The sequence below is a fragment of the Steroidobacter gossypii genome (assembly GCF_016801985.1).
GTDB classification, from domain to species: domain Bacteria; phylum Pseudomonadota; class Gammaproteobacteria; order Steroidobacterales; family Steroidobacteraceae; genus Steroidobacter; species Steroidobacter gossypii.
On record NZ_JAEVLS010000002.1, the window covers coordinates 628,217 to 640,421 of the forward strand.

Consider the following 12,205-nt stretch of genomic DNA (forward strand, 5'->3'; position numbering starts at 1 on the left):
TGCGACCCGGCAGAAAAATTTGTGAACGATCATGGAGTTTATGGTATAAAGCGCGCGTTTTTTTGGCAACGAATCTCTTTCTTTCTCAACTGATTTCTCACACCTGACCGACACAGTCGACGGGGTGCCCATTCGCCTTACGAGGTAATAAGTAGGCTGAAGGGGTCGTCGTCTGGGGCGGGTGGAGGCTCAACCCCTTAGGAGTTTTTGCGATGACCAGCGTGTCCATGCGACAGATGCTGGAAGCGGGCGTTCATTTCGGACACCAAACCCGCTTCTGGAACCCGAAGATGGCTCCCTTCATCTTCGGCGAGCGTAACCGAATTCACATCATCAACCTCGAAAAGACGCTGCCCCTGTACAACGAGGCGGCGAGCTTCATCCGTCAGGTCGTGGCGGACGGCGGCCGCGTGCTGTTCGTGGGCACCAAGCGTTCGGCCCGCGAGGCGGTGAAGGCAGCGGCGCTGCGCGCCGGCATGCCTTATGTCAGCCATCGCTGGCTGGGCGGCATGCTCACCAATTTCAAGACCGTGCGTCAGTCGATCAAGCGTCTGACCAATCTGGACGAGATGGCCACCAACGGCACGCTCGAACAGCACAGCAAGCGCGAGGCCCAGGGCCTGCGTCGCGAGCGCGAGAAGCTGGAGCGCAGCCTGGGCGGCATCAAGGAGATGGAATCGCTGCCGGACGTGCTGTTCGTCATCGACGTGGGTCACGAAAAGATCGCGATTCACGAAGCCAAGAAGCTGGGCATTCCGGTGGTCGCCATCGTCGACACCAATTGCACGCCGGATGACGTCGACTACGTCGTGCCGGGCAACGACGACGCCATGCGCGCCATCCAGCTGTACGTCGAAGGCGTCGCCGATGCGGTGCTGGAGGGGCGCTCGGCGCAGCCGGAAGTGCCGGCGGGCGAGGACGAGTTCGTGGAGCTGGACGAGGAAGGCAAGCCGAAGCCGAAGGCTGCTGGCGCTCCCGCGCCCCGCCGCGACCGCAAGCCGGCCGCGGTGAAGAAGAAGACCCCGGCGCGCCGCCGTCCGGAGAAGCTGCCGGAAGGGCAGGTCGAAGAAGTGGTCGCCGCCGAGGTCGATGACGTCGAAGGCGATGTGTCCCCCGAAGAGTTCATGGCCCGTCGCCAGGCGGCGTTGGCCAAGCGCAAGCCGACCGGCGCCGCGCCCGCTGCTGGCGTCGCGCCAGCGACTGGTGGCACGGACACCGGCACGGCGACGGAGTAATCGATCCATGGCCGTTACAGCTGAAGCAGTAAAGATCCTGCGCGAGCGCACTGGCGCAGGCATGATGGAGTGCAAGAAGGCGCTGGTCGAAGCCAATGGCGACCTCGACGCCGCCGCCGAAGCGATGCGCAAGGCCGGTCTGGCCAAGGCCGACAAGAAGGCCTCGCGCGTCGCCGCCGAAGGCGTGATCGTTCTGGAGCGCTCGGCCGACGGCAAGCGCGCCGCCATCGTCGAAGTGAACTGCGAGACGGACTTCGTCGCGCGCGAGAAGGACTTCCAGAACTTCGCCAACGAGCTCGCCAAGGTGGTGCTCGAGAAGAACCCGGCCAACGTCGAAGCGCTGGGCTCGCAGGCCATCGCCGGCGGCCAGTCGGTCGAAGAGACCCGCCGTGCGCTGATCGCCAAGATCGGCGAGAACATCACGGTGCGTCGTTTCCAGCTGGTCGAGGCTCCGGCCGTGGTCGGCGCCTACCTGCACGGCACGCGCATCGGCGCCCTGGTGGCGATGAAGTCAGGTGACGACGCCGTCGCCAAGGACATCGCCATGCACGTCGCCGCCATCAACCCGGCGCACATCACGTCGGCCGAAGTGCCGGCCGACCAGGTCGCCAAGGAAAAGGGCGTGTTCGTCGAGCAGGCCGCGCAGGATCCGAAGAACGCCGGCAAGCCGCGCGAGCTGCTGGAGAAGATCGTCGAGGGCAAGGTCCGCAAGTGGCTGAACGAGATCACGCTGCTGGGCCAGCCGTTCGTCAAGGACGACAAGCAGACGGTCGAGCAGTACCTGAAAAAGGCGGGCGGCGAAGTGCAGGCCATCGTGCGTTACGAGGTCGGCGCCGGCATCGAGAAGAAGCAGGAAGATTTCGCCGAGGAAGTCCGCAAGCAGGTGGAGAGCGCCAAAAAGGCCTGACCGATCCCACGTGGCATTCGAGTGCCACCTCGGGTACAAGGATGTACCCCGCCGCCTGCGGCGGCGGCGAGAGGTAAAAGTCGCGTCTTTGCCGACTCGCGCGAAGCTCGTGGCAGGATGCCCGATCCTGAGCTGCAAACAAGAAACCCCGCTTCGGCGGGGTTCTTTATAATGGCCGGCAGTTTTATCTGAACGAAGGTTTACATGGCAGCCACTCCCGCCCATCCCGCCCCCACCGGCAACGGCCTGCGCCGCATCCTGCTCAAGCTCTCCGGCGAAGCGCTGATGGGCGATGAGGACTACGGCATCGATCCGAAGATGCTCAAGCGGGTGGCGATGGAGATCCGCGAGGTCATGAGCCTGGGGATGCAGGTGGCGGTGGTGATCGGCGGCGGCAACATCTTCCGCGGCGCCGGTCTGGCCCGCGCCGGCATGGACCGCGTCACCGGCGATCACATGGGCATGCTGGCGACAGTGATGAATTCGCTGGCCATGCAGGATGCGATCGAATCGCTGGGCCTGTACGCGCGTGTGATGTCCGCGATCCGCATCAACGAGGTTTGCGAGGAATACATCCGGCGGCGCGCCGTGCGGCACCTGGAGAAGGGGCGCGTGTGCATTCTCGCCGCCGGCACGGGCAATCCGTTCTTCACCACCGACACGGCCGCCTCGCTGCGCGCCATCGAGATCGAAGCCGACCTGCTGCTCAAAGCCACCAAGGTGAACGGCATCTATTCGGACGATCCGATCAAGAATCCCAACGCCACTCGTTACGATCGCCTGACCTTCGACAAGGTGCTGATGGACCGCCTGAACGTGATGGATGCCACCGCCATCGTCATGTGCCGCGACAACAATTTGCCGCTGCGCGTATTCGACTTGAACACCCCCGGCGAGCTGCTGCGCATCGTGCGCGGCGAAGATGTCGGCACGCTGGTGACCAACGGCTGAGCCGCGGCACGCAACCAAAGTTCTGGAGAACGAACATGTTGGAAGACGTAAAAAAAGACGCCGTCGAGCGCATGCAGAAATGCGTGGTCGCGTTTCGCAACGAACTGAAACGGCTGCGCACCGGGCGCGCCCATCCGAGTCTGCTCGAGCACATTCGCGTCGAGTACTACGGCAACGAAGTGCCGTTGAATCAGGTCGCGAATATCGCATTGGAAGATGCCAGGACGATCACCGTCACCCCTTGGGAGAAGACCATGGTGGGCGTGATCGAGAAGGCCATCATGAAGTCCGATCTCGGCCTGATGCCGAACACCGCCGGCACCGTGATTCGCGTGCCGATGCCGCCGCTCACTGAAGAGCGTCGCCGCGATCTCACCAAAGTCGTGCGTCACGAAGCGGAGAATGCGCGCGTCGCGGTTCGCAACGTGCGTCGCGACGTGAACACCGAGATCAAGGACATGCTCAAGGAAAAGCTGCTGTCGCAGGACGACGAGCGGCGCGCCGGCGAAGATGTGCAGAAGCTCACCGACAAGTACATTGCCGAGATCGAGCAGGTGCTGCAGGAAAAAGAAAAAGAGCTGATGCAGATTTGAGTGCGCGTCTCGAGTCGCTCGTGAAGAACGCAAGCTCCGGCGGTATCCCGCGGCACATCGCGGTGATCATGGATGGCAACGGCCGTTGGGCCGCGGGCCGCGCATTGCCGCGCTCGGCCGGCCATGGCATGGGCGTGCGCACGGTGAAGCAGGTCGTCGAGATCTGCGCCCGCCGTGGCATCGAAGTGCTGACGCTGTTCGCGTTCTCCAGCGAGAACTGGCAGCGGCCGCGCGAAGAAGTCTCGATGCTGATGAACCGTTTCCTGGAAGCGCTCGACGACGAGATCGAGGGCCTGCATCGCAATGGCTTCCGGGTGCGCTTCATTGGCAATCTGCCGCAATTGTCGACGCCGCTGCGCGAGCGCATGGAGGCGGCCATGACCCTGACCGCGAACAACACCGGCATGACGCTGGTGATCGCGGTCGCTTACGGCGGCCGTTGGGACGTCGCGGCCGCGGCTCGCGAGCTGGCGCGCCGCTGTGTCGCTGGGCAGATGCAGATCGATGCGATCGATGAAGGCGCGCTCGACGCAGAGCTGTCGCTGGCGAGACATGTTCCGGAAGGTCTCGCCGATCCCGATCTGCTGATCCGCACCGGCGGCGAACAGCGCATCAGCAACTTCCTGCTGTGGAATCTCGCCTACACCGAGCTGTACTTCTGCGACACGCTGTGGCCGGATTTCGGCGAGCGTGAGCTGGAAGCCGCCATCGGGCATTTCTCGCGCCGTCAGCGGCGTTTCGGTCTGACGCCGGGCCAGGCGGGGGCGCGCTGATGCTACGCCAGCGGGTGATTACGGCGCTGGTGCTGGCTCCCCTCGTTTTTCTGGTCATCCTCTGGATCCCGCATCCCGTCACCGCCGCCGTGTTGGCGCTGCTGGTGGCTGCGGGCGCGTGGGAATGGTCCGCATTCCCGGGCTTCACCCGGCAGTCGGCCCGGCTGGGCTACGTGGCGTTCATCGCTGGCTGTGTGATCGCGGCCTGGTACGTCGGCGTGAACAGCGTCGAGTCCAATCTGCTGCTGTATGCGTCGCTGGTGTGGTGGGTGCTGGCGCTGCTTTGGATCGCCTTCGCGCCGGGCAATGTGAATCGCGCCACCGCCGCCATCGCGGGGCTGTTTGTGCTGGTGCCGGTGTGGCTCGCACTGGTTCGGCTGCACGCCCAGGCTCCGCAATTGCTGTTGTTTCTATTGCTGCTGGTGGTGGCGGCCGACATTGGCGCCTATTTCGCCGGTCGCGCGTTCGGCAAGCACAAGCTCGCGCCGCGGGTCAGCCCCGGCAAGACCTGGGAAGGCGTGGGCGGGGGCATGCTGGCTTCGGCGTTGATGGCCGCGGTCGGCGTATGGTGGTTCAAAATGGACACCGTGCCGTTCATGGCGTTGTGCGTGGTGGTCGCGATCGCTTCGGTGGTCGGCGATCTCACCGAGAGCCTGTTCAAACGTCACGCCGGGTTGAAGGACAGCGGCAGCCTGCTGCCCGGGCACGGCGGCGTGCTGGATCGCGTCGATAGCGTGACCGCCGCCGCACCGGTGTTTCTGATCGGCCTGGAGCGGCTGGGGTTGTTGCGATGAGCCGCAAGATGCAGGTGGCCGTGCTGGGCTCGACCGGCAGCATCGGTCTGAGCACGCTGGACGTGCTGGCCCGCCACCCCGATCGGTTCGAGGTGTTCGCGCTCACGGCCAACAACAATGTGGCCAAGTTGCGTGAGCAATGTCTTGCCCACTGTCCGCAATTTGCAGTGGTGGTGGATGCGGCCGCGGCCGCCAGGCTCGCGACCGACCTGCTTGCAGCCGGCTGCAAAACGCGTGTCCTGGCGGGCGAAGCGGCGCTGAGCGAAGTCGCGGCTCACGAACAGGTCGATGCTGTCATGGCCGCCATCGTCGGCGCTGCAGGGCTACGCTCGAGCCTCGCCGCCGCGCGTGCCGGCAAGCGCATCATGCTCGCCAATAAGGAAGCGCTGGTGATGTCGGGCCCGTTGTTCATGCAAGCGGTGCGCGAGGGCGGGGCGACGCTGTTGCCGGTCGATAGCGAGCACAACGCGGTGTTCCAATGCATGAGTGGCCCGGGCGCAACCCAAGCCGGCGTGACCCGCGCCGATGTGCGCCGGGTGTTGTTGACCGCCTCGGGCGGTCCTTTCCTGCGCGCGCCGGCCAGCGCCCTGCGGGCCGTCACGCCTGAACAAGCCTGCGCGCATCCGCGTTGGGTGATGGGGCGAAAAATCTCGGTCGATTCGGCCACGCTGATGAACAAGGGACTGGAGCAGATCGAAGCCTGCCTGTTGTTCGCCTTGCCGCCGGCGCAGGTCGAGGTGGTGGTCCATCCGCAGAGCATCGTGCACTCGCTGGTGGAGTACATCGACGGCTCGATGCTGGCGCAACTGGGCAACCCGGACATGCGCACGCCGATTGCGCACGCCCTCGGCTGGCCGGAGCGCATCGGCTCCGGTGTAGAATCGCTCGATATCGTGCGGACCGCCCGACTGGACTTCGAAGCGCCCGATGCGGCCCGCTTCCCGTGCCTGGGCCTGGCGCGGGCCGCCGCCGAGGCCGGCGGGACCATGCCAGCGGTGCTGAACGCGGCGAATGAAGTCGCTGTTGAAGCATTTTTACAGCGACGGTTGTCTTTCCTAGAGATCCCGGAAGTGATCGAGCGCGTCCTGTCGCGTCACTCGAGCTTGCCGGCCAGCTCGCTCGATGACGTATTGAGCGCCGATGACTGGGCGCGCCACGAGGCGCATGCGGCGCTTCGGGCAGCCGCGGGAGTGTGTGCATGATTTCTCCGAGCAGTCCCCTGGAATGGTTGATCTCCGCGCTCGCGTTCATCGTCGCCATCGGCGTGCTGGTGGCGGTGCATGAGTTCGGGCACTACTGGGTCGCGCGCCGGCTCGGCATCAAGGTGCTGCGTTTTTCCATCGGCTTCGGCAAGCCGCTGTGGCAACACGTCGGCGGCAAGGACAAGGTCGAGTACGCCATCGCCGCCATTCCGCTGGGCGGCTATGTGAAGTTGCTCGACGAGCGCGAAGGCGACGTGCCAGCCGCGGATGTGCCACGCGCCTTCAACCGTCAGCCCGTGTGGAAACGCATCGCCGTGCTGCTCGCCGGGCCGCTGTTCAACCTGATTTTCGCGGTGTTTCTGTACTGGATCCTGTTCACTGCAGGCGTCCCTGCGCTGCGACCGATCATCGGCGAAGTGACGCCGGACTCGATCGCCTCGCGCGCCGGCCTGCGTTACGAAGATCAAATCATCGCGGTCGCTGGCAAGCCCACCGATACGCTGGAAGCGGCCACGCTCGGCATTCTCGAAGATCTGACCGCGGATGGGACGATCGAGATGCGCGTCCGAGGCGTGGATGGCGGCGAGCGCGATCTGGCGCTGCACGCTGGCGACCGCAGCCGCGAGCTGACGCAGCCGGAAGCGCTGTTCCCCGGCCTGGGCTTCGATATCTGGCAGCCCAAAGTCCCCGCCAAGGTGGCCAAGGTGATGGACGACAGCGCGGCGCTGCGCGCCGGCGTCAAAGCGGGCGACGAGATCGTCAAGGTCGGCGACCGGAAAATCGCCGATTTCAGCGATCTGGTGGCGCAGGTCAAACCCAGGCCCGGCGAAAGCGTGGTGCTGGAAGTCCGCCGCGACGGCGAGCTGCTGAGCTTGCCGATCACCATCGGCGAGAGCACCGCTGGCGGTCGCCGCAGCGGCATGATCGGCGTGGTGCCGGTGAACGAGCCCATCGAAACCGGCCGCACGGCGCAGGATCTGTTCACCTTGCAGAAATACGGCGCGCTGGCCGCGGTCGGCCAGGCGGCCACCAAGACGTGGGATACTTCAGTGTTCACCTTGCGCATCGTGGGCCGCATCGTCACCGGCAATGTGTCGCTGAAGGCGATTTCCGGACCGATCAGCATCGCCGAGACCACCGGTTTCGCGGCTCGCCAGGGCTGGCGCATCTTCCTGAGCACGCTGGCGCTGATCAGCATCAGCCTGGGTGTGCTCAACCTGCTGCCCATTCCCATCCTGGACGGCGGACAGATCGTTTATCAGCTGGCGGAACTGGTGAAGGGGCGGCCGGTCTCAGAACGAGCACAGGCGCTGGGGCAGACCATTGGCATCGCGATGTTGATCCTGATGATGTCGCTGGCCTTCTACAACGACATCGCGCGACATCTGCAATGACCCGGGCGCCGGAAAGACAGGGTCGAGACGCAGCGTCGCATTCCAACGAGAACATAGGGGCATAGGACCTGATGCGGTTGAAGTCCATCATCCACGCGACGCTCGCGGTCGCAGCGGCGGGCGCATTGCCAGGCGTTTGGCAGGGCGTGGCCGTGGCGCAAGGCGCGACGGAGTCCAGCTTCACGGTCGGCGATATTCGTATCGAAGGCCTGCAGCGCATTTCCGAAGGCACGGTCTACAACTACCTGCCGGTCAACATCGGCGATCGGATCGATCAGCGGCGCGTTCAGGAAGCGCTGCGCGCCATGTACAGCACCGGCTTCTTCCGCGACGTGGAGATCCGCCGCGAGGGCGGCACGCTGATCGTCGCGGTGCTGGAGCGACCCTCGATCGAGAGCTTCGAGATCAAGGGCAACAAGGACATCAAGACCGAAGATCTGCAGAAGTCCCTGCGCAACGTGGGTCTTGCCACCGGCAAGACCTTCGATCAGTCGGTGCTGGACGAGGTCAAGCAATACCTCACCGACCAATATTTCTCTCGCGGCAAGTACGCGGTGCGCGTCGACACCAAGGTCGAGGAAGTGCCGGGCAACAAGGTCAAGCTGACCATCGACGTGAACGAAGGCAAGCGTGCGCGCATCCGCCAGATCAACGTCGCCGGCAACACTGCTTTCAGCGACGAGGAGCTGCGCGAAGAGTTCGAACTGAACACGCCGAACTGGCTGTCCTGGTACAAACAGGACGATCGTTACTCGCGCGAATCGCTGTCGGGCGACCTGGAAAAGCTGCGCTCGTACTACATGGATCGCGGCTACGCCAACTTCGCCGTGACTTCCACGCAGGTGGCCATCGCGCCCGAGAAGGACGACATCTTCGTCACCGTCAACGTCGAAGAAGGCGATGTTTTCAAAATCTCCGAGATCAAGATGGCCGGCAACATGGTCGTGCCCGAGTCGGAGCTGCGCCGGCTGATTTTCTTCAAGCCCGGCGACACCTACTCGCTGCGCTCGATCACCGCGAGCCAGGAAGCGATGAAGCTGCGCCTGGGCGTGGACGGCTATGCGTTCGCCACCGTCGATCCGGTGCCGACGCCGAACAAGGACACCAAGGAAATCTCGCTGACCTTCGTGGTCGATCCGAAGAATCGCGTGTACGTGCGCCGCGTGAATTTCAACGGCACCTCGGGCGTCAACGACGAAGTGTTCCGGCGCGAGATGCGCCAGTTCGAAGGCTCGTATCTGTCGAACGCGGCGGTGGAGCGCTCCAAGCAGCGTATCCAGCGTCTGCCGTTCATTCAGAAGGTCGAAGTGGAAACCAACCAGGTGCCGGGCGCGGCCGATCTGGTGGACGTGGACTTCGAGATCGAGGAGGGTCTGCCGGGCCAGTTCGGCGGCGGCGTCGGTTATTCCGAATCGCAGTCGATCATCTTGAACGGCAACTTCGTGCACTCGAACTTCATGGGCACCGGCAATCGCGTGGCCATGGAAATCAACTCCGGCCGCTACGCCAAGGCTTTCACGTTCTCGCACACCGATCGTTACACCACCATCGACGAAGTGCAGCGAACCTTCTCGCTGGGTTATCGCGACGTGACTCAGTTCACCTCGGCCACCTCCGACTTCGACACCGAGACCATCACGCTCGGCATCAACTACGACTGGCCGATCACGGAATATCAGTATCTCGGCGTGGGCCTGACCGCGCAGCGCGCCGAATTGGTCACCAGCGAAGGGGGCAGCGCCGAGCAGGCCACCGAGTGGGTGCGCTCCAACGGCAACGCTCGCACGCGCTGCGTGGACTACTTCAACAACAACGGCGTTTGCGAACCCAGCCTGGGCGAGTACTTCCTGTACAGCAGCGAGTTCGACACGCTGGAGTTGAATCTGGGCTGGCGTTACGACTCGCGCAATCGCGCGATCTTCGCCGACCGCGGCGCGCGGCATCGTTTCAACATCGGCTACACGGTGCCGGGCAGCGACGTGGAATACTGGACCGCGTCGTACGATTTCCTGCAGTTCGTTCCGATCTGGCGCAGCTTCACGCTGATGTTCAACGTGGAGCTGGCTTATGGTGAAGCTCTGGGCGACACCACCGCGCTGCCGCCGTACCGTCAATATTTCGGCGGCGGTCCGGACTCGGTGCGCGGCTTCCGCGAAAGCCGCCTGGGTCCGCAGGACAACTTCGGTCGCCCGTACGGCGGCAACATCAAGACCATCGCGCAGACCGAGCTGCTGCTGCCGATGCCGGAGAAATGGCGCAACAGCGCGCGTTTCAGCCTGTTCTACGACATCGGCAACGTGTTCTCGAATCAGGACGTCCAGTTCTTCGGACCGCCCGACCCGGAGACCGGCATTCGGCAGCCGGTGGAGTACCACTTCAGTTATGATGAACTCCGACACTCCGCCGGCGTGGCCGTGCAATGGCTGGCGCCGCTGGGTGTGTTCCGGTTCAGCTACGCAGTGCCTCTCAAGAAGATGAGCGGCGATACTGCCGGGCGCTACGGCGACGAGACCGAGGGCTTCCAGTTCTCGATCGGACAGGCGTTTTGAGCGCCATTGCCGGGTGCGACGATTCGATCCTAACGATAATGGGACATATTTCGAGGTTGGATACATGGCACGTTTGAGCATCCCCGTTCTGCTCGCTCCGCTGGCGCTTTCCCTGGCGCTGTTTGCGCCCGTGGCTGGCGCCCAGGCTCAAGTGAAGATCGCCGTCGTCAACGTGCCCCGGCTGCTCGAGGAGGCGCCGCAGGCCAAGGCGGCCATGCAGGCGCTGCAGGACGAGTTCGCTCCGCGTCAGCGCGAAATGGCGGCTCAGCAGAAAGATCTGAAAGCCAAGGAAGAGAAGCTGCAGCGTGACGGCGCGGTGATGGCCGAGAACGAGCGCCGCAATGCCGAGAAGGATTTCCGCGACGGCCAGCGCGATCTGGCTCGCAAGCAGAACGAATACGTCGAAGACCTGAACGTGCGTCGTAACGAAGAGCTCGGCAAGCTGCAGCGGCAGCTGCTGCAGGAAGTGCAGGCCTACGCGCGCCAGTCGGGTTACGACCTGGTGGTCGGCGACGGCGTGCTGTTCGTCAACGAATCGCTCGACATCACTCCGCAGGTGCTGAGCGCTCTGCAGGCGCGCGCCAAGACCGGTGGCGGCGTGAAGCCGGCCTCTCCACCCGCCAAGCCCGCCAGCCCGCCGGCGAAGCAGTGATCATGACTACTCACGCACGACCCGGACGTCTGCATTCCGGGTTGCGCCTCTGAGCCGGGCGACGGCGATGTCCGCGCAGCCCGGCCTCAGCCTGGGCGAGCTCGCCGTCCGCTTTGGCTGTGTTCTCAAAGGCGATCCCGATGTGCGCGTGACGCGCGTGGCCGCGCTGGAAAGCGCGGACGCCGCGTCTGTCACGTTTCTGGCCAATCCCCGCTATCGACGCTATCTGCAGCAGACCAAGGCGGGCGCGGTGGTGCTCGATCCGAAGCTGGCCGATGCCTGCCCGGTGAATGCGCTGCTGGCCAAAAATCCTTATGCGACGTACGCGCGTATCGCGGCATTGTTATATCCAGCGCCGGCGGCGCCTCCGGGACGGCACTCGACAGCCGTCGTCGATTCAACAGCGAACATCGATCCCAGCGCTTCTATCGGTCCGCATGCCGTCATCGGCGCGCGCGTGAGCGTGGGCGCACGTACTGTGATCGGCCCAGGTTGCGTCGTGATGGACGATGTGAGGATCGGCGAGGACACGCGACTCACCGCCAATGTGACTTTGTGTCAGGGCGTGGTCGTCGGCAGCCGCTGCCTCATGCATCCCAGCGTCGTGATCGGCGCCGATGGCTTCGGGCTCGCGCCCGACCAGGGCGAGTGGCTCAAGGTGCCGCAGGTCGGCACGGTGCGTATCGGCAACGACGTCGAGATTGGCGCGAGCACCACTATCGACCGCGGCGCCATCGACGACACCGTGATCGGCGACGGGGTGAAACTGGACAATCAAATTCAGATCGGTCACAACGTGCGCATCGGCGCACACACCGCCATCGCCGGCTGCGCCGGCATTTCCGGCAGCGCCGTCATCGGCCAGCGTTGCATGATCGGCGGCATGGTGGGCGTGGCCGGGCACCTGACCATCTGCGACGACGTGGTGGTCACCGGCAAATCCTTCGTGAACAGCAGCATCCGCCAGCCCGGCTACTATTCGAGCGGCATACCGGTCGACGAAACGCCGCGTTTCCGCAAGAATGCCGCCCGCTTCCAGCGCCTGGACGAGTTCGTTCGCGAGGTCCGCCGGGAGCGGGGCGCCGGTCCTGAAAGCGACGACGCAGCGTCCGATCCAACAAACGGGGAATAACAAGGCTTGCAGATGACCGAGAG

Annotated in this window: 11 protein-coding genes; all 11 read left to right on the forward strand. The window is 64.4% G+C overall.

Going from position 1 to position 12,205, the window contains the following annotated elements; translation table 11 throughout:
- Nucleotides 1–212: 212 nt before the first annotated feature.
- Nucleotides 213–1,235, forward strand: coding sequence for a 30S ribosomal protein S2 (gene rpsB, locus JM946_RS09895; RefSeq protein WP_203167128.1), 1,023 nt, complete (start codon nt 213–215; stop codon nt 1,233–1,235).
- Nucleotides 1,236–1,242: 7 nt separating this feature from the next.
- A complete protein-coding gene (tsf, locus tag JM946_RS09900; RefSeq protein ID WP_203167129.1) occupies nt 1,243–2,142 on the forward strand; it encodes a translation elongation factor Ts in 900 nt (299 codons plus the stop codon).
- A gap of 204 nt (nt 2,143–2,346) precedes the next feature.
- Complete coding sequence (gene pyrH, locus JM946_RS09905) at nt 2,347–3,093, forward strand: UMP kinase (protein ID WP_203167130.1); 747 nt, start codon at nt 2,347–2,349, stop codon at nt 3,091–3,093.
- Between the two features lie 35 nt (nt 3,094–3,128).
- Entirely contained in the window at nt 3,129–3,686 is a 558-nt protein-coding gene (gene frr / locus JM946_RS09910) for a ribosome recycling factor (protein ID WP_203167131.1), read from the forward strand.
- 20 nt (nt 3,687–3,706) lie between these two features.
- Nucleotides 3,707–4,459, forward strand: a complete 753-nt coding sequence (gene uppS, locus JM946_RS09915) for a polyprenyl diphosphate synthase (RefSeq protein WP_322110920.1) — start codon at nt 3,707–3,709, stop codon at nt 4,457–4,459.
- Nucleotides 4,459–5,253 (forward strand): phosphatidate cytidylyltransferase, encoded by a 795-nt coding sequence (locus tag JM946_RS09920; RefSeq protein ID WP_203167132.1) that lies wholly within the window; start codon nt 4,459–4,461, stop codon nt 5,251–5,253. Before uppS ends, JM946_RS09920 begins: the two co-directional genes overlap by 1 nt.
- Entirely contained in the window at nt 5,250–6,455 is a 1,206-nt protein-coding gene (ispC, locus tag JM946_RS09925) for a 1-deoxy-D-xylulose-5-phosphate reductoisomerase (protein WP_203167133.1), read from the forward strand. Before JM946_RS09920 ends, ispC begins: the two co-directional genes overlap by 4 nt.
- Complete coding sequence (gene rseP / locus JM946_RS09930; RefSeq protein ID WP_203167134.1) at nt 6,452–7,849, forward strand: RIP metalloprotease RseP; 1,398 nt, start codon at nt 6,452–6,454, stop codon at nt 7,847–7,849. The genes ispC and rseP overlap by 4 nt, the downstream gene beginning before the upstream one ends.
- 77 nt (nt 7,850–7,926) lie before the next feature.
- Complete coding sequence (gene bamA / locus JM946_RS09935) at nt 7,927–10,398, forward strand: outer membrane protein assembly factor BamA (protein WP_203167135.1); 2,472 nt, start codon at nt 7,927–7,929, stop codon at nt 10,396–10,398.
- A gap of 64 nt (nt 10,399–10,462) precedes the next feature.
- Nucleotides 10,463–11,050: an OmpH family outer membrane protein gene (locus tag JM946_RS09940; RefSeq protein ID WP_203167136.1), complete on the forward strand. Its 588-nt coding sequence runs from the start codon at nt 10,463–10,465 to the stop codon at nt 11,048–11,050.
- A gap of 67 nt (nt 11,051–11,117) precedes the next feature.
- Nucleotides 11,118–12,182: a UDP-3-O-(3-hydroxymyristoyl)glucosamine N-acyltransferase gene (lpxD, locus tag JM946_RS09945; protein ID WP_203167137.1), complete on the forward strand. Its 1,065-nt coding sequence runs from the start codon at nt 11,118–11,120 to the stop codon at nt 12,180–12,182.
- Nucleotides 12,183–12,205: the final 23 nt, after the last annotated feature.